The organism is Streptomyces sp. NPDC045021 (assembly GCF_056432645.1).
Map to the genome: position 1 here is coordinate 1,199,488 of NZ_JBWKIQ010000001.1, position 24,264 is coordinate 1,223,751.

At 66.3% G+C, this 24,264-nt stretch carries 21 protein-coding genes and 6 pseudogenes; 15 read left to right on the forward strand and 12 right to left on the reverse strand.

Annotated features, from left to right (window positions below; genetic code table 11):
* Positions 1 to 236 precede the first annotated feature (236 nt).
* From AC07DC_RS05285 to AC07DC_RS05300, 4 genes are all read left to right on the forward strand, one after another.
* Positions 237 to 932, forward strand: a complete 696-nt coding sequence (locus AC07DC_RS05285) for a type 1 glutamine amidotransferase domain-containing protein (protein WP_478911973.1) — start codon at positions 237 to 239, stop codon at positions 930 to 932.
* Between the two features lie 253 nt (positions 933 to 1,185).
* Entirely contained in the window at positions 1,186 to 1,917 is a 732-nt protein-coding gene (locus tag AC07DC_RS05290; RefSeq protein WP_478911975.1) for an SDR family NAD(P)-dependent oxidoreductase, read from the forward strand.
* A 10-nt stretch (positions 1,918 to 1,927) separates the two neighbouring features.
* Entirely contained in the window at positions 1,928 to 2,152 is a 225-nt protein-coding gene (locus AC07DC_RS05295; protein WP_478911976.1) for a hypothetical protein, read from the forward strand.
* A 152-nt stretch (positions 2,153 to 2,304) separates the two neighbouring features.
* A complete protein-coding gene (locus tag AC07DC_RS05300; protein ID WP_478911977.1) occupies positions 2,305 to 2,901 on the forward strand; it encodes a redoxin domain-containing protein in 597 nt (198 codons plus the stop codon).
* A gap of 419 nt (positions 2,902 to 3,320) precedes the next feature.
* Here the strand turns inward: AC07DC_RS05300 and AC07DC_RS05305 are convergent, their stop codons facing one another.
* Entirely contained in the window at positions 3,321 to 3,869 is a 549-nt protein-coding gene (locus AC07DC_RS05305) for a hypothetical protein (protein ID WP_478911979.1), read from the reverse strand.
* Positions 3,870 to 4,107: 238 nt separating this feature from the next.
* Between AC07DC_RS05305 and AC07DC_RS05310 the strand changes: the two genes are divergently transcribed.
* A complete protein-coding gene (locus AC07DC_RS05310; RefSeq protein ID WP_478911981.1) occupies positions 4,108 to 4,263 on the forward strand; it encodes a hypothetical protein in 156 nt (51 codons plus the stop codon).
* Positions 4,264 to 4,278: 15 nt separating this feature from the next.
* Here the strand turns inward: AC07DC_RS05310 and AC07DC_RS05315 are convergent, their stop codons facing one another.
* Positions 4,279 to 4,704, reverse strand: a complete 426-nt coding sequence (locus AC07DC_RS05315) for a VOC family protein (RefSeq protein WP_478911982.1) — start codon at positions 4,702 to 4,704, stop codon at positions 4,279 to 4,281.
* A gap of 36 nt (positions 4,705 to 4,740) precedes the next feature.
* Between AC07DC_RS05315 and AC07DC_RS05320 the strand changes: the two are divergent.
* Positions 4,741 to 5,166, forward strand: a pseudogene (locus tag AC07DC_RS05320) (hypothetical protein); the annotation flags it as partial.
* An 82-nt stretch (positions 5,167 to 5,248) separates the two neighbouring features.
* Here AC07DC_RS05320 and AC07DC_RS05325 read toward each other — a convergent pair.
* Both AC07DC_RS05325 and AC07DC_RS05330 read right to left on the reverse strand, forming a co-directional pair.
* The gene (locus AC07DC_RS05325; RefSeq protein ID WP_478912661.1) at positions 5,249 to 5,428 is read right to left on the reverse strand and encodes a hypothetical protein; all 180 of its coding nucleotides are present in this window, start codon (positions 5,426 to 5,428) and stop codon (positions 5,249 to 5,251) included.
* Entirely contained in the window at positions 5,425 to 6,135 is a 711-nt protein-coding gene (locus AC07DC_RS05330) for a haloacid dehalogenase-like hydrolase (RefSeq protein ID WP_478911983.1), read from the reverse strand. The genes AC07DC_RS05325 and AC07DC_RS05330 overlap by 4 nt, the downstream gene beginning before the upstream one ends.
* Before the next feature lie 318 nt (positions 6,136 to 6,453).
* On the opposite strand from AC07DC_RS05330, the gene AC07DC_RS05335 reads away from it, so the two are divergent.
* Positions 6,454 to 7,008 carry an XRE family transcriptional regulator gene (locus AC07DC_RS05335; RefSeq protein ID WP_478911985.1) on the forward strand — a complete coding sequence of 185 codons (555 nt, stop codon included), beginning with the start codon at positions 6,454 to 6,456 and terminating at the stop codon, positions 7,006 to 7,008.
* The gene (locus AC07DC_RS05340; RefSeq protein WP_478911986.1) at positions 6,983 to 7,450 is read left to right on the forward strand and encodes an NUDIX hydrolase; all 468 of its coding nucleotides are present in this window, start codon (positions 6,983 to 6,985) and stop codon (positions 7,448 to 7,450) included. The genes AC07DC_RS05335 and AC07DC_RS05340 overlap by 26 nt, the downstream gene beginning before the upstream one ends.
* Positions 7,451 to 7,459: 9 nt before the next feature.
* On the opposite strand, the gene AC07DC_RS05345 is transcribed toward AC07DC_RS05340, so the two are convergent.
* From AC07DC_RS05345 to AC07DC_RS05365, 5 genes and pseudogenes are all read right to left on the reverse strand, one after another.
* Entirely contained in the window at positions 7,460 to 8,023 is a 564-nt protein-coding gene (locus AC07DC_RS05345) for an HD domain-containing protein (RefSeq protein WP_478911988.1), read from the reverse strand.
* Positions 8,024 to 8,055: 32 nt separating this feature from the next.
* A pseudogene (locus tag AC07DC_RS05350) lies at positions 8,056 to 8,643 on the reverse strand (hypothetical protein); the annotation flags it as partial.
* A gap of 122 nt (positions 8,644 to 8,765) precedes the next feature.
* Positions 8,766 to 9,095, reverse strand: coding sequence for a hypothetical protein (locus AC07DC_RS05355; RefSeq protein WP_478911989.1), 330 nt, complete (start codon positions 9,093 to 9,095; stop codon positions 8,766 to 8,768).
* Between the two features lie 2 nt (positions 9,096 to 9,097).
* The gene (locus tag AC07DC_RS05360) at positions 9,098 to 9,373 is read right to left on the reverse strand and encodes a hypothetical protein (RefSeq protein ID WP_478911990.1); all 276 of its coding nucleotides are present in this window, start codon (positions 9,371 to 9,373) and stop codon (positions 9,098 to 9,100) included.
* A 54-nt stretch (positions 9,374 to 9,427) separates the two neighbouring features.
* Positions 9,428 to 9,574, reverse strand: a pseudogene (locus tag AC07DC_RS05365) (hypothetical protein); the annotation flags it as partial.
* Between the two features lie 323 nt (positions 9,575 to 9,897).
* Here AC07DC_RS05365 and AC07DC_RS05370 point away from each other — a divergent pair.
* The 5 genes and pseudogenes from AC07DC_RS05370 (at position 9,898) to AC07DC_RS05390 (ending at position 13,539) form a co-directional block, all read left to right on the forward strand.
* Positions 9,898 to 10,701 carry an N-acetylmuramoyl-L-alanine amidase gene (locus AC07DC_RS05370; RefSeq protein ID WP_478911992.1) on the forward strand — a complete coding sequence of 268 codons (804 nt, stop codon included), beginning with the start codon at positions 9,898 to 9,900 and terminating at the stop codon, positions 10,699 to 10,701.
* Entirely contained in the window at positions 10,656 to 11,606 is a 951-nt protein-coding gene (locus AC07DC_RS05375; RefSeq protein WP_478911993.1) for an FG-GAP repeat domain-containing protein, read from the forward strand. The genes AC07DC_RS05370 and AC07DC_RS05375 overlap by 46 nt, the downstream gene beginning before the upstream one ends.
* A gap of 93 nt (positions 11,607 to 11,699) precedes the next feature.
* A complete protein-coding gene (locus tag AC07DC_RS05380; RefSeq protein WP_478911995.1) occupies positions 11,700 to 11,984 on the forward strand; it encodes a hypothetical protein in 285 nt (94 codons plus the stop codon).
* A gap of 134 nt (positions 11,985 to 12,118) precedes the next feature.
* A pseudogene (locus tag AC07DC_RS05385) lies at positions 12,119 to 12,904 on the forward strand (ISL3 family transposase); the annotation flags it as partial.
* Positions 12,905 to 13,026: 122 nt separating this feature from the next.
* Positions 13,027 to 13,539, forward strand: coding sequence for a hypothetical protein (locus tag AC07DC_RS05390; protein WP_478912662.1), 513 nt, complete (start codon positions 13,027 to 13,029; stop codon positions 13,537 to 13,539).
* Positions 13,540 to 13,543: 4 nt separating this feature from the next.
* Here the strand turns inward: AC07DC_RS05390 and AC07DC_RS05395 are convergent.
* Positions 13,544 to 14,783: pseudogene (locus AC07DC_RS05395) on the reverse strand (IS256 family transposase).
* 19 nt (positions 14,784 to 14,802) lie between these two features.
* On the opposite strand from AC07DC_RS05395, the pseudogene AC07DC_RS05400 reads away from it, so the two are divergent.
* Together AC07DC_RS05400 and AC07DC_RS05405 are read left to right on the forward strand one after the other, a co-directional pair.
* Positions 14,803 to 15,003: pseudogene (locus AC07DC_RS05400) on the forward strand (hypothetical protein); the annotation flags it as partial.
* 416 nt (positions 15,004 to 15,419) lie between these two features.
* Positions 15,420 to 15,677 carry a hypothetical protein gene (locus AC07DC_RS05405; RefSeq protein WP_478911996.1) on the forward strand — a complete coding sequence of 86 codons (258 nt, stop codon included), beginning with the start codon at positions 15,420 to 15,422 and terminating at the stop codon, positions 15,675 to 15,677.
* A 152-nt stretch (positions 15,678 to 15,829) separates the two neighbouring features.
* Here the strand turns inward: AC07DC_RS05405 and AC07DC_RS05410 are convergent, their stop codons facing one another.
* Positions 15,830 to 16,639, reverse strand: coding sequence for a hypothetical protein (locus tag AC07DC_RS05410; RefSeq protein ID WP_478911998.1), 810 nt, complete (start codon positions 16,637 to 16,639; stop codon positions 15,830 to 15,832).
* 1,163 nt (positions 16,640 to 17,802) lie between these two features.
* Entirely contained in the window at positions 17,803 to 23,895 is a 6,093-nt protein-coding gene (locus AC07DC_RS05415; RefSeq protein ID WP_478912000.1) for a DUF6531 domain-containing protein, read from the reverse strand.
* Positions 23,896 to 24,264: the final 369 nt, after the last annotated feature.

Sequence of the window (24,264 nt, forward strand, 5' to 3'; positions counted from 1 at the left end):
CACCGCCGACGGCCACCCGCATCCGAGGCCGCCGAGGCTCCTCGCGCGCACAACGATACTGAAGCGACGAATGCACCACCGCCACCCAGACGGTCAGCTGTAGTGGACAGAGCATCCGGGTGCGCATGGTCGCAGGCGTGCCTAAAGTGGCACAAGGGGGATATCCGGCGGCGGTGAGTCGGTTTCATAGGTCATCCCACCGAACCCCGGTACGCGGCCGAGAGGAGATCTTTGCCATGGCCAAGGTGCTTTTCATCGTGAGCGGAGCCACCTACTGGGTGTTGAAGGACGGCACGAGGTACGCGACGGGCTACTGGGCCGAGGAGTTCGCGAACCCGTACAAGATCTTGACGGACGCCGGCCACGAGGTCGTCGTCGCGACGCCGAACGGCGTGACCCCCACCGTCGACATGATGAGCCTGCGCCCCGAGATGGCCGGCGGAAACGATGGCGCCCTCGAGTTGGAGGCCATCATCCGTTCCGCGGAGGTGATGCGCCGGCCGCTGCAACTGTCGAACGTCCGCCTCGAGGACTACGACGCGGTGTACTTGCCTGGCGGTCATGGCCCAATGTCGGACCTGGCGTGGGACGCCGATGTCGGACGGCTGCTGACGCAGCAGCTGACCTCGGGCAACCCGCTGTTCATCGTCTGTCACGCCCCCGCCGCGATGCTGGCCACCAGGATCCACGGCGAGTCGCCGTTCAAGGGCTTCAACATCACCTGCTTCACCGACGAGGAGGAGGAAGGCGTCGGGCTCGCCTCCAGGGCGCCGTGGCTGCTGGAGACCGACGTGAAGGAGAAGGTCGGGGTCAACTTCAGCCGCGGCCCGATCTGGAAGCCGTACATGGTCGAGGATCGCAACCTGGTCACCGGGCAGAACCCGGCCTCGGCCGCGGTCCTGGGCGACCGGATGCTGGAAATCCTCAAGTGACACCGTCCGGGAGCGATCCGGCTCAAGCGGCGTGCCCGCGCCCGCAGGCAGGGTCCGTGAGGTCGCCACCCGCTCCGAATCCGCTGATTCCCGCATTCGCCGGGCCCCAACTGCACTACTCCGCCCGGCGGGTGCGGGAAACGGTCACTTGTCGGCCGGGCCATGGCTGTGGCCGCCCGAGTCCCGGCGGGTGTGCTGGGATCGGTCACCGGCCTGAGCCGTGCCGATGAGGCGAAGGATGTGAGGGGTGAGCATGAACGACACGACGGCTGCGGACACCGCCCAGAAGGTCGCCATCATCACCGGCGCCAGCGGGGGCATCGGCTCCGCCATCGTCACCGCCTACCGCAGCCTCGGGTACGCGGTCACGGCCACCAGCCGCCGCATGCCGGAATCCGAGGACCCGCAGGTACTCGCCGTCAGCGACGATCTGGTCGCGTCGGGTGCGGGCGAGCGGATCGTAGGGGCGGCGCTGGATCGGTTCGGTCGGATCGACACCGTGGTCCACAGCGCCGGCGTCTACATCGGCAAGCCGTTCACCGACTACACGGACAAAGACTTCGACCTGATCGTCGGCGTGAACCTGCGCGGATTCTTCAACATCGCGCGCAGCGCCATCGGCGCGATGCTCTCCCGCAGCGAAGGCGGCGGTCACCTGGTGAACATCTCCACCTCCCTGGTCGACCAGCCGAACGCACAGGTACCCTGCGCCCTCGCGTCGTTGACCAAGGGCGGGCTGAACGCGGTCACCAAGGAGTTGGCGATCGAATTCGCGGGACACGGCATCCGCGTGAACACCGTCGCGCTCGGCGTCGTCCGTACGCCGATGAACCCGGAGACGACGCCCGAGCTCGTGGCTCGCCATCCACTTGGGCGAATGGAAGAGGTCGACGACGTCGTCCAGGCCATCGTGTACCTCGAGCAGGCGTCCTTCGTCACCGGCGAGGTCCTGCATGTGGACGGCGGCCAAAGTGCCGGCCACTGAAAGGATCGCGATGAACGACACCGCAGACACTGAGTCCGTTCTCCGCAACGGGCTGAAGGCCGGATACCGGATCCTCGAGTCGAAACGGCCCGCCGACGACCTCGTGCTCGGCTACCTGGACGTCGAATTCACGTACAGCGACAGGGACCCGCTACCCGTCCACCTCGGCGTGATGTTCAAGCGCGACGCAGACGACCGGTACATCTGCTACCACCAGGTCTCCCGCAGCATCTAACTGAGATGCAGTCACCGCTCTGACGCGGGCTTGGCTCCGCCATCGGCATGCTGGTCATGGGGTTGCGAAAGGCCCGCCAGGCGGGCGATCATCGCGACTGCCCAGCGAATCCAAGCCCTTCCTTTAACCCACGACGGAAGGCGGTTGAGCCCATGCGTCCCGACATCGTTCAGGGCTGCGTCCTCCCGGACTTCGCACTGCCTGACCATACCGGAACAGTTCGCACGCTCAGCGAGCTGCAAGGCCGCAACCCGTTGATCCTCACCCTGGCGCGCGGACACTACTGCCCGAAGGAGCACCAGCAGCACCTGGAGATGGCGACGGTGCTCCAGCCGAAGGTCGACGTGGCCTACACGCAAATTGCGACGATCTCCACTGACGACCATCACACGCTGCAGGAGTTCCGCCTTTCGGTGGGCGCCCGGTGGCCCTTCCTGTCCGATCCCGGGAGGATCGTCCAGCGGGACCTCGACATCCAGGAGTACACCGACCCCGAGCACGATCCGATGATCCCCTACACGCTCGTGCTGAAGCCGGGCCTGATCGTGCACAGTCTCTACAACGGCTACTGGTTCTGGGGGCGCCCGTCCGCCTACGACCTGTGGCGGGACCTCCGCGAGGTCACGCGCGAGATGCGCCCGGACTGGGATCTGAGCACGCCGGGCCTACGCGCAGCCTGGGACGCCGGCGATCGCTCACCCTTCCACGGCTGGGACAGGCGACCCACCGACCCACAGAAGCAGGCATAGGAAGTCGGCGACCCGCATCAATGACGCGGGCGAGGTCATGCTGGTCACATCGTCGCCGTCTCGTTGGCCGGACTGGCGGCGAGGCCGACCGGTCGGGTGGACGGGACTGTGTGAGGGCCGCCAGCCGAGACACCTGTTGACCCAAACCCCGTGCTCCGCTCAGTGGCGCAACGACGACCTCCGACCCAACGTCACGGACGAGTTCGACATGGCGCGCCCGAGAGCCGCCACCGGATCGAGATCCAAGAGGCCGCTATGGCCGCTGCTCCCGCGGTGTCCTGGTGACGAAGGCGTCGGCCCCCGGAGGCGTCAAAGCTCACACAGCCTCCTACGCCCCGCGAAACCGAGTCCGACCCGCACGACGAGAAGTGCGACAGGGCAGTGGTGATTCGCATGCGGTGCCGGGCCCAGGCTCGCGTTCACCCTTTCGGACGAGTCCGGACGCCGGCACAGGCCTTGCCAAGGATCCGGAACGCGGTCCCGGTCGCGGCGCCGTAGACGAGGTGGGGGCCGAGATCGGCCGCGAGGGTCTTGCGGTCGTACTTCCAGATGGGCTTGTAGAGTCCCGCGATCGGCAAGGTGATGTAGTCGCTGATCCACACGAGCGCGCCGAACGACACGCCAGAGACCCCACAGGGCTTGCGCACCGAGCCGGCGAGTACGCCGTAGATCGCCCCATTGGCCGCACCGTACGACCAGTGCATGAACGTGCTGACCGGCCAGGCCGCGGCATCCGGGAGTTCGCGCTGGGTGAAGCCCTCGATCAGGCGCTTGCCGACCTGTCCGGGATCGGGAGCCTCCTGCCAGGTGCGGACGGGAGCGAACTCCCACCGCAACGGATTGCGCTCACCGCCGGCTCGGCGCTGCCGTAGGAACCGGACCGTGTCCATGCACGCGGTGCCGACCAGACCGGCGGCCAAACCCGACGCGATCGCGCCGAGCGGAGTCAACTGCTTCGGATTGCGCATTCTGCATCGCTCCTGCCAGTCTTGGCGATACGGGGCCGGTCTGCGCGACGTCGCGCAGACGCGGGCGACGCCGACATCTCCTCGCAGGCATGCTCACACGCACACCCTCATGGCACCATTCGGAGCGGGAAGAGCGCACGGTGGCGGGTGAGCCGGCCTTCAGCATCCCGTTCCAGCAGGGCTGCCTGCGGATAGAGGTCTCACCGGAGGCGGCGGTCTACACCCCCCTGCTGGGTGGATGGAACTCGGGATCCGGCACCACGGCGTTCCGCTGACCGTGGCCAAGGACAGCCCCCGCCCCGCCGCAGCGCCGACGGCGGCCGAGCCGACCGCCGAACCCGGCAGCCGCCCGGCCGCGCCCCCGCCCGCCCGCCCGCCCGCCCGCCGTGACTGAGGCACGGAAGCGCCGCTACCAACTGTAGACGCGGCTGATGATTTCCGTGATCTCCGCCTGGTCAGGGCCGGGGTATGTGACCACCACCGGCACGCCGTTGGGGTCGCTGCCCTCGACCCGGACGAACCCCTCGACCGTCTCGGTGGCGACATGCGCACCCCGCGCCTTGAGGACCCGCTCGCAGCGCAGCAGCTCCTTCGCGCTGGGGGCAGTCCAGATCGCGGCATGCAGGCCGATGCCCGACGTGGCGTGGGGGGCCCTCGAGCTCAGCGAACGCAGGTACAGCTGCGAGCCGTCCAGGCCGACCAGCAACGCGGCGGTGGACGTGGTGAGCCTGACCCGGAGACCGAGAACGTCCTGGTAGAAGCCGGTCGACTGCTCGAGATCGAATACGTTCAGCACGACGGACGCCAGCCGCATGCCCGGTGGGGTGAATTCCATCAGTGGCTTCCTTCTCTCAGGGAAAGGCGAGGACCAATGACCGTGCCAGGACTTCCTGAAGGCATCCGTGCCTACCTATTCGATCTTGACTGCGTGCTTACCCGCACGGCGGTGCTGCACGCGGCAGCCTGGAAGGCGATGTTCGACGACTTCCTCAGCCTGCGGGAAGGCGCGGGCTTTCGCCCGTTCGACCCGGTCGCGGACTACGCCGCGTACGTCGCCGGTCTGCGGCCGACGGGGTCCGCTCCTTCCCGGCCTCCCGCTGCATCCTCCTTCGCTAGGGCAGTGCGGACGGCCCTCCGGACCGCGAGACGGTGCACGGGATGGGCACCCGGAAGAACACTCTGGTACTCGCGCTGATCAGGGAACACGGCGTGGAGGCCTACCCGGGGTCGGTGCGCTACGTCGAGGCGGTACGGGACCGCCGGACTCCGGCGCGCCGTGGTGTCCTCCAGTGCCTCCGGCTCCACGGCCTCGGCGCGAACCCCGTATCGGGCGGCTAGCATTTCCACCAACTGCTGCGAGCCATCGGTGGGCCAGGTATTCACGCGCCGCTCACCTCCCCCTCGCTGCCGCTGTCGGTGTGCTCGGCGCGCAGAGCGTCGAGCATGGCCCGGGCCTGCTGGACCGCTTCATCATCGTGGTGTTCCTGTCCCCAGCGCAGGGCGCTCACGGCGTCCAGGGCGGCGTACGCGGAGCACGCCCGGCGCTCACGATCAGTCAATGCCCGCCCGTAGCCCTGGTAGAACGCGAAGCGCAGATCCGGCCGTCGGGCGAAGACCCGGTACTCCAGTCGCGACAAGTCCCGGCGGGCGGCGCTCTGGATACCGGTCCGCTCGAAGTCAATGATGTGCAGGCGCTCGGTGTGGGAGCACGTGCGGCCAGGGCGGCCTCGACATCCCTGGGGGTGTCACCGATCAGCACCACGGGGGTGCCAGGCGGCAGTCGGTGGAAGGTACCGATACGAGACCGGGCGACGTCCACCAGCGCGGCGCGGTCGAGGGAGTCAGCGCCGTAGGCCGCCACAGCGAGATCGAGAAGCACATCCAGGCCAAACGCACGGAGCTTCACTCGAGCGTTGGACGCAACGTTCCCGGTCAGAACGGAGGAGACCATGGCCTCCTCCTGAGCCACCGCGTTCAACGCGCGCCGCACCCCGGGCAGCACTCGGCCTCGTCGGGCCAAATCCGCCTCCCGCCCCGCTCCAGCCGTCTCCAGCGCCGCCCCGGCTTCATCCCAAGGCGGGGGGTCCATAGCGTGATCGCGAAACATGTCCGCGATGATCAGCCGGTCTGTACGCCCTGCCGTACGCGCCGGCTGTGCCGGAGCGCGTCCGGCAAGCAACGTGAACGCAGCGGCATAAATCTCTTTGCTGACCCCGGCATTGTCGATGAGCGTATGGTCGATGTCCCACAGCACGATGAGCGGCACACCATCAGCCTAAACCGATGCCGACGCGACCTCTCGCTGCAGCGAGGCATCCTTGCGAGTGAGACATCGTCTCCGATTGGATGACCCGGGTGAATGAGCGACTTCGTTCCGCGCTCGCCCAGCGGTGGCCTCTCCGTCGAAGTGCTCGCCGAGGCCTGCGATGTTGACCCCAAGACGGTCGGCCGGTGGCTCTCCGGACGAGTGCCACACCCACGCCACCGGTGGGCCGTCGCACAGCAGCTGCAGATTGATGAGACCTACCTATGGCCAGTCGAGGGCCCCCGCCCACCGCATCTCGACGCGGCACGCTCCGAGATCATGGACGTCTATCCCAACCGGGCCTGCGTCCCACGAGAGGTCTGGCTCTCCCTGCTGCTCGGAGCGATGAAGCAGATCGACGTCTTAGTGTTTTCAGGAACCTTCTTTGCCCAGAGCAACCCCCATGTTGCCCGGATGCTCCGGGAGCGTGCCCAAGCGGCAACTCGGGTGCGGCGGTGCTTCGGAGATCCCTACGGCGAGGCTGCGGCGCTACGAGGTCGCGAGGAAGGTATCGGAGACTCCCTCGCTGCCAAGATCCGCGCCTCACTTACGTACTACCGCGGCCTTCTGGGCGCTCCGAATTGCGAAGTGAGGCTGCACGACACGACGCTGTACAACTCGCTCTTCCGCTATGACGACCAACTGCTGGTCAATCCCCATATTTGGGGCCAACCCGCCAGCGCCAACCCTGTTTTCCAGCTCAAGCAGACAGCCGGCACCGAATGGTTCGACCTCTACAGCGCAAGCTTCGACGCAGTATGGAACACCGCGCTCCCCTGGGCGCCCGACCAAGAGGAGAACCACCAGCGTGGGCAGGACCGAGTACTACCGTGACCCCAAAGCACCCAAGGCAAACACCCTCATCCCCGCAAGTAACCTCCTTGTCGTCAACGACGACGGCGCGATCCTGCTGCAACGTCGCCGCGACACGGGACAATGGGCCCTACCCGGAGGGGCACAGGACATCGGGGAGAGCCCAGCGCAATGCGCACTCCGCGAATGCGAAGAAGAGACCGGCATCGTCGCCGAAATCACCGGCTTCCTCGGCGTCTATTCCAACCCGGCGCACATCGTCGCCTACACCGACGGAGAAATTCGCCAGCAATTCGAGGCCGCCTACATCGGGAGGCCCATCAGCGGCACCCCAACCATCAATGACGAGGCCGACGGCGTGCGTTGGGTACAGCCCGAAGACCTCGACGACCTCGACATCCATACCAGCATGCGTGAACAACTCGGCCACTACCTCGCGGGTACCTATCCCTACCTGGGATAGATAGGGCCATCACAACGCCAGCCCGGCTTCAGCTGCAAGAGCTTGTACGCGCGCCACACTGCTGTGGATCTCGGGGCCGGCGCGGCGAATGAACCCCCCAACGAGACTGTCGTCCCCATACCGGTCAAGAATCTCCGCCACCCGATCCCGCGAGGTCGTGATCATACCGTCGGGTGTTGTCGTCATATCGCAGAAGACCAAGGCATCCACCAACAACGGCTCATCCAGCTGCGGAAACTCGTCCTCCAAGACATCCCGAATCCCCAGTTCCTCGGCCTCCAATGCAGCAAAGGAATGATTCGCGACCAGCCGCACGATCCTCTCATCTACACCACTCGACGCACGCAGATACCGTGCCCCATCCAACGGATGGAAGCCAGTCATTGCGATCTCGGGCGAATAGCCGATGTCGTGCAGCACAGCGGCCGAGACAAGAGTCTCAGCATCCTTGAGCAATACCGACGCCAAGGACTCAGCACGCTCCGCCACGCCCCGCGAATGTGCCCATCTCCGTGGCAACGTTCCCGCCAGCAAAGACTCCGCCATCGCATAGGCCCACCCGGCACCAGTCATGCCACCGAGTCTACGATCGTGAACCCTCTCCCTCAGCGACATGCAGGACTTCCTCCACTACGCAGCGAAGAAAACCGGCTCTTCGCAGTTGAGGGTGCGTCGGGCTGCGACCGTGGCTGATGGTCGGCGCTCACTCCACCTTCCTCATCGCATTGTTCCTCGTCCCCGCGCCGACGGCGCGCCCGCTCGGCGATCCCGCTGGAGAGCTTGCCCCTTACCGAGCTGGCCCGGTCTAGGGCCTCGTTGCCAAGGCTTCTGGCGGCAACGACGCCCTCTGCCCCTGTCTGAAGCGCCTTGTCCCTCGCCTCTGCAGCTGCGTCCACCCATCGTCTCGCCTCCGACGACTGGCGACCAGACTCAACCCCAAGCCGCCCGTGGAAGTCATAGGCGCTGTCCGCGACGTGGTTGCTCGATTGGACCACAGCCGGGGACTTGGTCGGGTGCAGCAACACCTTCGCATTGGCCGTGCCAGCAACCGCATTCATCCTGGCCACCAGACGCCCGGTGCTCCTCAAGATGAGTTCCTGCCGGGCCTGCCGGGCAGCCTCCAGTCCGAGGCGATGCCCGTTCAACTCCTCCGGAGACGCGTTCAGCACCCGGTCGAGTTCAAGCACGGCGATCCCTGACGTTGCCGTCCACCGCTGCCGTCAAGACCCCAAAGAGGCCCCGCTGGGAACGAATCCAGCGGAGCCTCCGAGGTATTTCATGGCGTGCTAAAAATGCGATTCCTGTTCAGTTGAATTCACCGAGGATGCTCGGCAAGGAAGGCGTCAATCATGGAAAGCAATTCCATCCCTGCCGCCACCTCCAGGTCGGCCGACATTCCTTCGCCCTGCCTCGACTCGTCGAGCATCCACGGCGCATATTTGGAAGCCACAATGATCGACCAGTGAAAGGCGCACCGACGGTCCAAAACTCGCTGGGCTACCCAATCGCGGAAGCCATCCAAAAGGCACTGCTCAGTGGCAGCGTTGCAACCCTCAACGAAAGCGACGAGAGTGTTGTAGCGCCCGTCCGGGAGGAACATCCTTGGGCGGGCCGCCAGTTGGCGGAAGAGTCGCTGGAAGTCCATCGCTAGAATCCAAAGTTGATGTAGGGAGCGTTCTCGCCCCACTGCGCCTTGAACTGATCTTTCGGCAATCCGGCCCTCCCGGTCGTCCCATCGTAAACCCGCCCATCCTTGACGACCGCGTAGTGCTCGTCCCAACTTCCGTACGGGTCATGCGTCGACTCACCAAGCCTCGGAAATGGCTTCTGCGGCGTGATGTGGACCACGTCGCCGCCAATCATCTCCTGAATCTTGTACGCGCAGTCCTTCGATTTCTCCTGCTTGGGCCAGCCATTTACCACCCGACACGGAATAGGGCCTGACGCATTGTGAACCAGGACCGGCGTGCTGCCAGCCAGTACATAGTACGTGTGTAGGTCTGCAACGGTGAGGTTGTAGGTGATGATGTGGTCGGTGTAATTCGAGCGCGGATGACGTCGGCGGTCCTGCCGTCCGCCGTGCGGAGCTGTTCGCCAGCCCGGAGTTCTGCGGCGTCGATCCAGCGGTGCCGGTCAACGCTCCAGTAGGGGTGGTGCTGTGTAGAGGTGATCGTCTCCGGGCCATCGGGGGTGCTCACGGCGCCACAGCGCGATCAATTCTTCGTAGCTGGCTTCATGGATTGTCCAGCCGTGGGCGTCGAGTTCCTTGTATGTCGGAACCCGGATTCCGTCGAGCGTCGGCTGCCCGTCCCCGTATTTTCCGACCTTCAATCCGGGGACGCGTACCGCGACTACCTCCGCGAAGACGGCTGGAACGTCTTCACCACCACCATCCCCAACCGCCAGATCTACGCACAATCCATGCTCGAACCCGTCACCGCCCGCGGATGGGCTTCGCGATCAAGGCGGGGTCCTGGTACAGCGAATCGCAGTACGAGTCGTCGGCGGCGTTGGTGAAGTACCTCGCGACCCGTTTCGGTATTCCGCTGGACCGTGAGCACATCATCGGCCACGACGAGGTTCCCGGCCCGCTCGACGCCAACGTGGCCGGCATGCACTGGGACCCGGGACCCTACTGGGACTGGAACCACTACTTCACCCTCATGGGCGCGCCGACCGGTGACGGCGGCGGGGGCAGCCCCGTCCTGGCCGGCCAGGAGATCACCATCGCGCCGCCGTTCACCACGGCCAACCAGCCGGCCATCGTGTACTGCTCCCCCACCTGCGCCACGCAGACGCCGCACCCGGCGAACTTCCTCTACCTCTACAGCGATGCCTCCACCAGCTCGCCGCTGATCCCGGATCCGTATCTGCGCTCGGGCGCCGCGGGCAGCACGCAGGGACCGGACTGGGCCGCCAAGGCCGTCGCCGGAGGCCACTACGTGGTCGCTGCGGTGAAGGGCGACTGGACGGCGATCTGGTACGGCGGCCGGCAGGGCTGGTTCTACAACCCCGGGGGCCAGTTGACCGCCCCGGTGGGCACGACCGCGCAGCCGGTCGTGACCCCGAAGGCGGGGCTCGCCTCGATTCCCGTGTACGGCAGGGCCTATCCGCGGACGGCCGACTACACCGGCACCCAGGTGCCCGTCCAGGCGGATACCGACAAGGCGCTGACGAGTACAGCCTCAAGGCAGGACAGTCCTACGTGCCCGGCGGCCCCGCCGTGGCCGGCGACTACTTCTACGCCATGAACTTCGACAACAGCGCCGCCGGCGATCACACCCTGGTCACCGGAAGCACCAAGTTCATCCCGATCCGGTTCAACCACCGCCTGGCCTGGGTCCGCGCCGACGACGTGCAGCAGATCAGCAGCACCCGACCGTCCAACAGCGCCACTCGTTCCGACCTGGTCGCACTCGACAAGTCCGGCGTGCTGTGGCAGTACCAGGGCAGCGGCAACGCCACGACCCCCTTCCTGTACCGCTACCGTCTCAGCGCCGGCTGGCAGGGTTACAACGCCCTGATCGACCTGTCCGGCTTCCACGCCAACGGAACGGGCGACCTGATCGCCCGCGAGCCGTCGGGCACGCTCTGGTACTACAAGGCCACCGGCAACATCGCAGCCCCCTTCGCCGCACGGGTCAAGGCCGGGACCAGCTGGCAGATCTACAACGCCCTCATCGGCGTGGGTGATGTGTCCGGGGACGGCAAGCCGGACCTGATCGCACGGGACACCGCGGGCATCCTCTATCTCTACCGCGGCACCGGCAACCCCTCCGCACCCTTCGCCACCCGCCTCAAGATCGGCACCGGCTGGCAGATGCACAACATGCTGGTCGGCGGCGGCGATCTGACCGGCGACGGAAAAGTCGACCTGATCGCCCGGGACACCGCTGGCAACCTGTGGCTCTACCGCGGCACCGGCAACCCCTCCGCACCCTGGGCCGCCCGCCTCAAGATCGGCACCGGCTGGCAGATGCACAACCTCATCGTCGGCACCTCCGACCTGACCAACGACGGCAAAGCCGATCTGCTCGCCCGGGACACCACCGGCAAGCTCTGGCTCTACCGCGGCACCGGCAACGCGGCAGCCCCCTTCGCCGCCCGCACCATCGTCACCACCGGCTGGCAGATGTACAACGCTCTCATCGGCTGACCCGTCGACGGCGCCGACAACCCGGCCCGTCCAGGTTGTGCGCCCGCTGTGCGGCACCGGCTCTCGCCGGGGTCGCACAGCGGGAGCCTATCCGTGACCCACGTCCTGGCGCTGCTGGTCAGTGCCGTTGTGCTCGGCTGCCTGATGCCGCTGTGGTACCGGGCAGCGCTTGCCGCTACCGATGAATGGGCGGCAGCCGTACGAGCCTTGGTGAATGTCGGTCGCAAGCCGCTCGCCGAATCGCTGGGCTTGGCGCTGCCCTCCACCCTGGAGGGAGAGCGCGCTATGTGGGCACTGGTCACCAAGCTGTCCCGACTGCCCTACCACGAAAGGGCGGCGGCGTTGGACGTCCACCGCGTTGGCCTGCCCAGCGAGTGAGTAGTCGACGTAACGTTGAAGCGGCAATCAAGTGGGGAAGCTGATCGCTCCTGGGGATTTTCGGGGCTGTGGCGGATATTTCGTGAAGTCCAGTTCCAAACATCCGTCATGCCGGGCAATGCCCCTTCATCAGCATGGTGTTCGTGGGGGACGAACAGTTCTGGGATCTGGTGTGGCCGGACGTTGAGGGGCTGGTCATCGACGCAGTGGGCGTCGTTGGGGATGCGGTACGGATTGATCTGCATGCTGGGCAGCCGGCAGTGGCATGTCCCTCGTGCGGTGTGACCGCCTCACGCGTGCACAGCACGTACATGAGGCACCTGGCCGACCGTCCGCTGGGCGGTCGGCGGGTGCTGCTGCGTCTGCGGGTCCGCCGGTTCTTCTGCGACAACGGCCTGTGCTCCCGCCGGACCATGGCGGAACAGGTGCCGAGCCTGACTGCGCGGTACCGGCGCTGGACGACGGCCCTGGCCCGGATGGTGCAGGCGATCGGGCTGGCCGTCGGCGGCCGGGCCGGTGCCCGGCTCGCTGGCTACCTGCCGGTGCGGACGAGCCGGGACGTGATTCTCGGGGAACTAAGGCGACTTCCGGACCCAGCGTCCGCCCAGGTTAGGGTGCTGGGGATCGACGAGTTCGCGTTCCGTAAGGGCGCCACCTATGGCACCGTCCTGATCGACGTCGAAACGCGCCGGCCTATCGACCTGCTGCCTGATCGCACCGCGAACACGGTGGCCGCCTGGCTTGCGGACCACCCTGAGATCAAGGTGATCTGCCGGGACCGGTCAAGCATCTTCAGCCAGGCCGCCGCCCGCGCGGCACCCGCCGCGATCCAGGTCGCAGACAGGTGGCACCTGCTCCACTCGCTGGCCCGTGCCGTTGAACGAACCGCTCACCAGCACCGCGTCTGCCTGCGAAAAGACGCCGAGAATGGTGAGACGTACCAGACCCAGGAGCCTTCAGACCTGGCGTCCCTGGCCGCGCTGATCGGACCACCTGATCCGAGCGACCCACCGGACGGGCAGCTCCTGGCTCGCGTCCGTCAGTGGCACACCGATATCCACCGGCTGCGCGAACACGGCTGGAGATCAGCGCGATCGCCAACCGCACGGGACGGGACCGCAAGGCCGTCCGCCACTACCTCACCACCGACCTCGACCAGATCCTCGCCTCGGCTCGCGAACGCCGCCCCAACGGCCACATCAACCGCTTCAAGCCATACCTGCAACACCGCTTCCGCGGCGGTGCCACCAACGCCGCCGCCCTTTTCCGCGAGATCCGTGAACGCGGCTACCGCGGCAGCTGCGTCGTGGTCACCAAGTACATCGCGACCCTCCGCGCCGGCACAGCCGCCCCCGAACCCGCACGGCCGATCCCCAGCCCCCGCCGGATCACCACCTGGATCATGCGAAACCCCGACACCCTGACCGACAGCCAGCGCGACCAGCTGAACCGCATCCTGGAGTACGCCGTCCGCGCTTGGTTTTCGAACGCATACGCGCGCGAAGCTGCGCCTGGTAGAACGCGGCCTTGGATCGTGTCCCGCGTGATGGTGTAGCCGATCAACTTGTGGGCGTGTTTGGTGTGTTGGTTAGCGCCGGGGCGCTTTCGGGGAGTTCGGGGTAGAGGTCGTCCATGCTGCCTTCGGGGAGGTAGCGGCGGGGGAAGGCGATCCATTCGTCGTGCATCTCGAAGAGCACGGCGGTGACCGGCCGCAGCAGGGCGTCGTCGTTGGGGAAGACCTGGACGACGTCGGTGCGGCGCTTGATCCCCCGGTTGACCCGCTCCAGCGGGTTGGTCGACTGGATCTTCTTCCAGTGCCGCTCCGGGAAGACCGCGAACGCGGTCAGATCGTCCTTGGCCTCCAGCAGCATCTGCTTGACCTTGGGGAACTGCCCGCCGAGCATGTCCGCGACGGTGTCGACCTGGGCTCTGACCGCGCTGTGGCCGGACTGGGCGAAGATCGTGCGGATCGTCGCGGCCACCATCTCACCGGCGTGCTTGTCGATCACGCCGAAGACGTTGCGCAGGAAGTGGACCCGGCATCTTTGGTAGGCGGCGCCGAGCATCACCTTGCCGATCGCGGCGACCAGACCGCTGTGATGGTCACCGATGACCAGACGGACCCCGGACAGGCCGCGTTCGCGCAGGTGACGCAGGAACTCGGTCCAAAACGCCTCGGTCTCGCTGTCGCCGACCATCACGCCGAGGACTTCGCGGCCGCCGTCCTCGGTGACGCCGGTGGCGATGACCACGGCCCGAGAGGCGATCTGGTGGTTGACCCTCGCCTTGCAGTAGGTGGCGTCGAGGTAGATGTAGGGGAAGCGGGTGTGGTCCAGCGGCCGGGTGCGAAACGCGGTCAACGGCTCGTCCAGGGCGGCGCAGATCCTGGAGACCTCGCTCTTGGAGATCCCGGTGTCCGCCCCCAGGGCCTTGACCAAGTCGTCGACCGACCGGGTGGAGACGCCCTCGACGTATGCCTCCATGATGACTGCGTAAAGAGCCTGGTCGATACGGCGCCGACGCTCCAGCAGACAGGGGGAAGAAACTACCGGACCGCAGTTTGGGGATGGCCAGGTCGAGGTCGCCGGCCTGGGTGGTGAGCGTCTTGTCACGGTGCCCGTTGCGGTAGTTGGTGCGGGTGTCGGTGTGCTCGTTCCACTCGGCGCCGATCTTCGCCGCGGCCTCGGCCTCGATCAGTGCTTGCAGCATCCGCTCGGCGACACTGCGGACGAGTTCGAGTCCCTCGGTCGAACGTAGTGACTGAAGCAGGCGTGTGAGTTCAGACTGGGACAGGGCCACTGCTCGTCTCCTCCCCTCGATGAACTGGGCGTTCATCAGGGAGAGTTGCACGGTGGCCCGTCCCCTGCGCAGGAGCGGACACCGCCAGCCGGAGCACACCGGCGCACTACTCAACGTCGATCGGCTACACCATCACGCGGGACACCATCGGCACCTGCGTCCTGAGCGAGCCCATCTTGCGGCGCGAGCTCTTCGCACCACCACATACGGCCAGCTCATCGGTGACGTGGATCCTGCCGACCTGACCAGGGCTGAGGTGTATCCCTTGGGGTGGGATGAGCCTGGAGCACTTGAGTGGGGACGCCGACTGGTGCGACGGCCTGACAGAGTTCTTCGAGGCCGCCGCCGCAGCGGATGACGCATTGCTCGTCTGGCTCGACTGACACGGGGCGCGCGCCAAGGGGGACGCCTGGCTTGGGAATCACCGCTGGTCCAGAGGAACTTGGCGCCGTGGCCCGCCGGGCCTCGGAACGTGGCGCCCAGACCTCCTGCTGACCGCCACTTACCGCCCTATGTCGCGCGGATTCGGCACGGTCCCCATCGAAGAGAACCTCATTCGTGGCGTCACGACGTGTATGCAGTTCTAGTGTGGGCTGGCACCGGGTGGGCCGGAGTTGACTGCACGGGGAGGTACGCGTGGGGTGGTCGGAGCTGGCTGATGCCCGCAAGGTCATCGGGGCGAACAACGTGGGGCCGCACGATGTGCTGTACCTCGGGGCCTTCCTGCTTTTCGGCGTTGTTGGTTGGATCTACCACTCTGGCGTGTGGCGGCGCACTCCGGTGCGGCCTTGGAAGATGCGCGTCGTCACCCACTTGGTGTTTACGGTCTACATGACCATCGTTGGGGGGACGTTCGTCTGGGCCCTCATCCATGCGGTGGAGAACGCTTCCTGAGCCGTGCGCGGCTGAGCCCGCTGGCTTTCGACGGCAACCTGCGCTCGCCCTGCACCAGACCCGACCATTGACCAGGCAAGTCGCTGAACTGCGCGTCGGTGAGCGCTGAACCACCGCTCACAACGACATCGGGCGCGGCTTCAAGTCGCGGGTCAGTGTGCCTGGCTTTCGGGTCCATAGTGACTCTCAGGAGAGGTCAGAAGCCCCATGATGTGGATGGCGAGGGCCCACGCAGCCTCGTCATGAAGGCCGTGCATGCCGGTTGCACGATCAGCCCTCAAGTGGTCGGCTATTTCCTGCCCGAACACCTCCGCCTGCGCGAGATGGACATGGCTGGCCAGCCCACGAAGCCACTCTGCTACTAGGCAGACGTAGTACGGGCGTGGCCAGGGCCCGTTCTCGATCGGCGCTGCTAGGACTTTGATCGCTGCCGCTAGGCGGGCAAGCGGTGAGTCATGGCCGTCCAAGATCAAGCCGAGTTCATTCGGCCGGGAGAGTGCGCCATCCGGGGCAGTGATGATGGGCGGCAGCGGGTGACGAGCGACTGCGGTCAGCTCAAGAACTTGATCGCCCAGGCCGAAGCCGACATGCACGCGTGAGGCGTGGCCTGGATCGTCAGCGCACACAACGACACGCTGCGGACCGGGCTCTACCAGTCGGGTGATCCATCGGGTGAGGTTTTCCAGGTCGGCGACGCACACCCGGGACTCCTCCACATTCAGCACTCCGTCGAAGACGATGTTGCCGATGATGGGCATTGCACGGCTCCAGACCGATACTCGGCTGAGCGCCGTCTGCCCACGAGTCTGGACAACGATGTGCTTGCCGTCCCCACACGCCGGAGTATCGTCCCACTCCAGCTCCGGGGGATCAGTGGACCCGATGAAGACCACCGCATGATTCGCGTAGATGTCTGCCGATCCGACCAGCACAAGAGTCTCCGGTTTCTCTGCAGAGCTCATATGCGACAGAGTGCTGACTGTGGAGCGGCAAGCATACCCACGAGGGTGGTGGAGCGGCTTGGCTGACGCCCTCGCCACGATGCTCCCGGCTGCCATCCCGTCTGCCGTCGTCCCACACTCTGGAGCGGGCGTGGTTCAGGGCGTCAAGGTAGAGCGCGCCACTGTACGAACGACCTTGACGCCCTGGGCCGCGACTGCTCGGCTCTGCCTGGGACGTCGGCAGGCGGGATGGCAGCTCCCCACCCCGACCACGCACGGTCCGCGGTCGCCGTCAGGGTTTCCGCCATCCCAGAGTCGGAGCGCCCCCGCCGGAGGCCCTGTCCGTACCTGGTTGGCTGGCACTGCGCGTTACTGCCGGCCCTGAATCCCCGGACCTGTGTTTCCCCCACCTTGTGGGCGCGGACGGCGACCGGCGCGGCCAGCCGGTGGCGCAGACATGGAGGCGGGCCGCGCCGGGCGACGGCCGGCGCCGCCGCGCTGTGCGCGGCCCTGATCTCTCTGAGAGAAGACTGCCCTGCAGACCCTGAGAGGCCCGGAGCTAGGGCCAGCAGCATGCGCAGCGAGTCGCCTTGATCTAGTTGAGAAACTCTGTCCCCAAGGTCGCTGAGGATCTGGGGGGACGTCCGCCCTGTTGGGCTCGAGTTCCATGGACCCATCCTGCGAGCCGGGGGCCATAGATCATATAGCAGACCCAAGGCGGTTATAATAATTTGCTGCACTTAGCTGCAGCACCGGAGTGGAAGAGTTCATGAGATCCCACTTCACAGTTCTTCTCTTCATACATGCACCCACGCTAGCAGCCTTGCCCATTCCACCATGAGTGGTCGACTTCCGCTTCTTCTAGTGCTGCAAGGCGACGAAAAACATGAGTAACGAATTCACTGGGAAGCCGGACCGCATGGGCCGTTAGATAGTGGCTAAGCCCAGTAGGCCAGATGAATTCCCCGTCCGTTAGTTCCCCATTACCATTAGGCGCGTTGCAGACTCGGCAACTGGAGGCGCCCATGAATTGACGTGCAATCTGCCCTTGATTGAGATAATCGGCCACTATTTCGCGCTCCGATTCATCCCACTCGACATCCATCATCGATGTGACATCCGGGAGGCCGGGGACATTTTCCGATCTCCAGTAACCCAATGCCTTTAGGTCCATACCGCCACCTTCACTTCGGTTCAAATGGAATCCATTCGCCTTCTACGGGTCGCTCATTTTTGTCCCACAATACCACCTTACCGCTGTTAGTAATTCGGACGTCCTGCATGGGCGCGAGCACCAGCGTGCCGAGTTCATTGGCGAGTTCTTGGGCACCCGTTCCACAAGCCGCCTGACACGCCAGCAGGCGCACGGGCTCCCCGTCCCATCCAGCAGCTCTAACCTCCTGCGCCAACTCGGCAGGCGAGATATTGGTCCCCGGAAGTCCTGGGTCTCGGATGAAACCGTTGGCCTCATCCCCATGCACAACGACGTCGAACCACCCTTCAGGGGTCTTAATCTTGGCGAAGGGGCTGTGATCACCACCCCTGATGGGATATTGCTTGGGCATTACGTGAGCGGACTTCCCCATCGTTATCCCGCCGTTCTCAGCAACGGCGTCCCTCTGCCATCCCTTCAACCCGCCCAGTCCAGCCACGACGACCTGCTGGGTGAGCTGATCACCTGCGGCATCGTAATGGTCTGCAAGTTCGTCGCAGCCTTGCTGTCGGAGCATTTCAGCGGCACGATAGAGGCGGTAGGCGGGGCGAATGGGGAGGTATTTGTCGACGAAAGCTCCTGCCCCACCGTTACGGCCTGAGACAGCGTTGGCGAGGTCGCCGACGAAGACGAAGGGGAGCTTCGCGCCCTCGACGAGCCCGCCGCCGAACGCCTCAACGCGGCTCATAATCGGGTCGGTCCAGTCAGCTCCGGAGGGGTCGATGGCGTAGGTGGGGCCGTTGTTCGCGTAGGCGTAGTCCGCGGTGTACGGGCTGGCCGTGCGCAATTGGATGGGGTCCTGGCTGGTGAAGCGGCCGGTGGTGGGGTCGTAGTTGCGGGCGCGGAGGTTGTAGCCGGCGCTGGCGGGCGTGGATTCCTTGTACTGGCCGGTGTAGCCGAACGGGTCGGCCGGGGCGGTGGCGACGAGTTTGCTCTGGGTTTGTTCGCCGTAGGCGGTGTAGCTGTTGCGGTACTGGTTGACGCCGGTGGAGCTGGTCAGGTCGGTGACCGAGCCGAGGGCGTCGTGATGGTAGGAGAACGCGTCCGCGGCTGTCTGCTGGGTCTGGATCTGCTCCAGCGGGTTGTATGCGTAGTCCGCGATCAGGGCGCCGGAACCGTTGGTTTCGGTGGCGATCTGCGGGAGAGCGTTGTTGAGGTCCCAGGCGGTGGCGCGTTGCAGGGTGCCGGCTTTGGAGGCGGTGGTGCGGTTGCCTCCGGCGTCGTAGGTGAAGGTGTAGCTGGTCCCACTCGTGGTGGCCTGAGTGAGGCGGTTGTTGGCGTCGTAGGCGAGGGTGTCGCCGCCGCTGCCGGTCTGGTTGCCGTCCGCGTCGTAGGTGAAGGCGCGGGTGGTGGCCCCGGTGACCGCGCTGCTCAGTTGGTCGGCGGCATCGTAGGTGTATTCGGTGGCCACGGTGGGGGTGGTCTGGGTCTTGCGGTTGCCCGCGCCGTCGTAGGTGTAGGTGGTGGTGGCCGGGCTGGGGCAGGTCGCGGCCTGGATGGCCGCGGTGCACTCGGTCAACAGGCGGCCGGCGGGGTCGTAGGTGTAGTACTGCGAGGCGGCAGGCTGGCCAGCGCGGGTGGCGTCGACGCGGGTGGGTCGGCCCGCGTCGTCCAGAGTCAGCGCCCAGTTCGACAGCGCAGTGCCCGCTTTGGTGCTCCCGATGGTGGCCAGGCGGCCGTCCCGGTCGTAGGCACGTTGTTCGGTGTAGCCGTTGGCGGCGGGCAGCGTCGTAGTGGTGAGGTTACTGGCCGCGTCGTAGCCGTAGGTGGTGACGGCGGAGGTGGGGGTGGCGGCCTGCCAGGGGTTGATCCAGGTGCCGTTGGTCGCGCGCTTGGTGTAGCCCAGCAGGCCGGTGGCGCCGGCCAGGACCTTCAGGTCGGTACCCGCCGCGATGGCGGTGGCCTCGGTCAGTCCGGTCAAAGCACCGGCGGCGCCGAAGACGTCACCCCAGGTCGTCCAGGTGCCATCGGTCTTGCGGACGGCGTGCCAGAGCTTGCCGGAGGCGACGGTGAGGACTTCCAGGCCGGAGGCGGTCGAGGCGACGGTCACGCGCGTCGGGTCGGTCAGCATGCCGTGGACGGCCCCGAAGACATCCCCCCAGGCTGTCCAGGTGGCATCCGGTTTGCGGATGGTGTGCCAGAGCTTGCCGCCCGCGATGGCCACCAGTTCCAGCCCGGAAGGTGTCGCGGCCACGGTGATGCGGGACGGGTTGGCCAGGGTGCTGCCGACCGCGCCGAAGACGTTGCCCCACGGGGTCCAGGTCCCGTCGGGCTTACGGATGGCGTGCCACAGCTTGCCGTCGGCGATGGCGACCATTTCCAGGCCGGAGGCGGTGGAGGTCAAGGAGGAGTAGGTGAGGTTGGCCAGGGTGCTGCCGACCGCGCCGAAGACGTCGCCCCAGGGGGTCCAGGTCCCGTCCGCCTTGCGGACGCTGTGCCACAACTTGCCGCCCGAGACCATGGTGACCTGTAGACCGCCACTGACCCAGGCCGCCGCCACCGCGCTGACGGCCGGCTTGCTGCCCGTCTTGGGGGCCAGATCCTCGAACGCCGGCCAGGTGCCGTCCGCTTTCTGCTGCGCGTACCAGACCTTGCCGTCAGCGACCGCCACCGCATGGGTCTGCGTGCTGTCCCCGGCGATCGCGATGCCCTGGAGCTTGGAGGGATCGAGCGTGCCCGCCGTGACAGGGCCCGGGGTGCTCATGGTGCTCTGCCGGCCGTCGCCGTCGTAGCCGTAGGCGTACGTCCTGCCGTCCGGGTAGGTGCGGTTGGTCAGCTGTCCCGCGTCGTCATAGCTGTAGGCGAAGGCCCCACCGTGATCGGGCGTCGCCATCTTCAGGCGGCCGGCCGCGTCGTAGCCGAAGGTGCGGGTGCCGGTGGCATCGGTCAGTGTCTTGCGCTGGCCGTTGGCGTAGTAGTCGGTGGCCATCGGTGCGGTGCTGTCGCTGTACGTGGTGCCGGACGGCAGGCCCCGCCCGTCGAACACGGTGGTCGCGGTGGTTCCGCGCGCGTTGGTCACTGTGGTGGTGTTGCTGTCCGCGTCGTAGCCGATGCTCTGTTTGCGCCCCAGCGGGTCGGTGACGCTTTTCTGCCGGCCCGCGTCGTCGTACTCGTAGGTCGTGGGGTGTCCGTTGGGGTCCGTGCGGGTCGCCAGGGTGCCGGTGACGTTGTAGGTGTAGCTGGTGGGCGCGCCGTCGGGGCCGGTGACTTTCTTGATCCGGCCCAGTTCGTCGTATCCGGTCCTGGTGACGTGGCCCAGTGGGTCGGTGACCGTCTCGACCTGGTTCAGGGCGTTGTACCCGGTGGTGGTGATCTTGCCCAGGGGATCGGTGACCTTGGTGGTGTTGCCGGCCTCGTCATAGCGGTACGTGGTGGTGAACTTGGTCGGGTCCGCGTTCGGGACGTTGCCGCGGGGATCGACCTGGGTGGCCGTGCGCCCGTCCGCGTCGTAGGTCCAGGTGGCGGTGAAGCCCAGCGGTGTCGTCTGAGCGGTGCGGTGCCCGTCCACGTCATATCCGTAGGACGTGATCTTGCCCAGCGGGTCGGTCCTGCGGTCCTGAAGGTCGGTCTTGGTGTAGGTGTACGCCGTGACCTTGTTCAGCGGGTCCGTGGTCGCCGCGATGTTGTCGTTGCCGTCGTAGCTGGTCCTGGTGACGTGCTTGAGGGGGTCGGTCACCGAGACAGCACGGTTGAGCGCGTCGTACTCGGTCGTGGTGAGCGCGCCGGCGGGGTCAGTGACGCTGGTGCGGTTGCCGTTCGCGTCATAGCCGTAACTGGTCGTGAAGGCAGCCTTGTTGGCGCCGGGAAGGTTCCCGCGCGGTGTGAGGGTGCTGAGCAGGTGGTTGTTCTTGTCGTAGGTGTAGGTCGTGGTGTTGCCGAGGGGGTCGGTGACGGTCTGGAGATTGCCGACCGGGTCGTAGGTGTTGGTGGTGATCTTCCCGGCGGGGTCGGTGATCGTGCGGACGTTTCCGGCCCGATCCCAGGCGTAGGAGGTCAGGTGGGAGGCAGCATCGGTCACCGAGGCGAGCATTCCGGCGTCGTCGTAGTCGTAGGACGTGAGGTGCCCGAGAGGGTCCGTGACGGACTTCAGGGGTCCACGCGGGTCATACACATAAGTGGTCGTGAAGGCCGCAGGATCGGCGCCGGAGACGTTCCCGCGCGGGTCGGTCTTCGCCGTGATCCGGCCTGCGGGGTCGTAGCGGAAGGTACTGATCTCCCCGAGGGGGGTGGTCACCGATGTCCGGTTGCCTGCCGGGTCATACCCGTAGGTCGTCTTCTTGCCCCGCGGGGTGGTCACCGATTCAAGGGCGCCGAGCGAGGTGTAGGTGTAGGCGGCCTTGCCGCCGGCGGGGTCGGTGCTGTCCATCAGCTGGTTGGCGACGTAGTGGTACTTGGTGGTGTTGCCGCGGCTGTCGGTGTGGCTCTCCATGTTGCCGGCCGGGTCGTAGGCCCAGCTTTCGCTGTAGCCAACTGATGCGGGAGCCTGCCGGGTGAGCATGCGCCCGGCACCGTCGTACGTCATCGACGTCGTGTTACCGAGTCGATCGGTGATGTCCACCGGGCGCAGGTAGCGGTCGTAGTCGTAGGAGACCTGCTTGCCGTACGGATCGGTGCTCTGCAGCAGGACGTTGCCGGAGTAGACGTCGCTCCACACGCCGCCGTTGGCGTCGGTGGTGTTCGAGGTACGGCTGTTGTCCCAGCTGAAGTTGCTCTTCTTGCCGTTGGGATCGGTCTGCGTCAGGACGCGACCGCTCGCGTCGTAGGTGTTGGCGACCTTCCCACCCATGGGGTCGATGATGCTGTTCAGTCGCTGACCGGTGTCGTAGCCGTACGTCGTGATCTTGCCCGCCGGATCGGTGGCGGTCGTCAGCAGCCCCGCAGTATAGGTGTAGCCCACGAAGGTGCCATCCGGCAGCGCCACCTTGCTCAGCCGCCCGTCGGTACCGACGGTGAACGCGGTGCTGCGGCCGGCCGTGTCAGTGATGGAAGCCAGCCGGCCCGAGGCGTACGCCAAGGTCAGTCCGTGGCCGCTCGTGTCCAGCAGCGCGGTGAGTTGGCCACTGCTGTTGAAGACACTGCGGGAGTGGTCCTCGGCCGTCACCGTGTACGTGCTCCCCGACACGTCCAGGACCAGATGGGCACCGGCAGGAGTGGCGTACGTCCCGTTGCCCTGCTTCTGGAAGACGACCAGGGAACCGTCGGCGGTGCGCAACGAAGCGGTACTGGCGGCGAGTGTCAGTCGGGAGTCGAACGGCATGGACCACCCCCGGCCCAACAGACCCACCGCGGCGGAGTCAGAACGGTAGAAGCGGTCGAGGGACAGCGGCGTGCCCGCGCCGATCAGTGTCGCGTCCGTAGCTCTCTCGAAGAACGTACCCGTCGCGGTGTTCACCGGGTCCGCACGATGCGCCTGCGCGTAGCAGGTGCAGATGCCCACCTGCGCTCCGGGAATGCCTGGCGTGTAGAACGCCGTGGTCGGCGGGGAGGTGGTCCCGTTCGGGCTGGTCGACCCGTCGGTGCCTTCCATGAAGATCCAGGCGTAGTACTCCTTGCCGTCCTGCAGCGGACCGCCCGCCGTGTTCGACGCCCACCAGAAGCACTGGTCCGCCGGGTAGGAGTTGCTTCCCCACCAGCCGTAGCACCAGGCCCCGGTCTCAAGGAATTTGCCCTGCGGGTTGCCGGTGGCCTTCTTGATCTCCTGCTGGTAGACCGGGTTGCCGGCATTGTCCATCACGTAGAGCCACAGGCCGCTGTACGAAGCAGCCGTGCCCGCACCGAACTTCGCCTGGCCACCGATCGACAGATAGGCCGGATACGCAGTGGCGTAGGCCGACACCCACGCGGGGTCGGCGACCGCGGCAGCCGTGGCCGGGCGGGAGGGCTTCCGCGCGGCCACGGCCGGACCCGTACTCGCATGAGCCGCGGGGCGGTCGTGGGGCTGAAGGGCCTGCTTCTTTGCCTGGGCCTTGAGGTTCTTGTTGGTGCTCGGGTCGGCGTAGCCGCGCATGGGTGACAACTGGGCCTGCTGGGACGCCAACTGACTGCGCCGCTCGGCGAGAGACATCGCCGTCGGGGGCTTCGGAAGGTCCGCCGCGGATCTGGTACTCGCTGCTTCCGCGATGGCCGGCAACGCGTTCATCTGTGCCGGCCGGGCTCGCGCCCAGGTGGGCGACCCCCCACTCACCGCCAACAGCGCGAGCACCACAAACGCCAGAAGCGTCTTCCGAGCATGCCTGAACATCCCGCCCCCTACGACCGACCAGCAACCGTAGGGATCTTCGGCGAAACCAGAAGCGATCAACCCGCCAACGCGGAGACATGGCGCAAAAGCGTTCTTGATTCAAACATATGTCTCATTAACTATGGGCTCGACCTTCGCCGGCCTCCGCCGTGATGCCGCGCAGGGGAAGCCGGGCACCATCGCGGACGAACC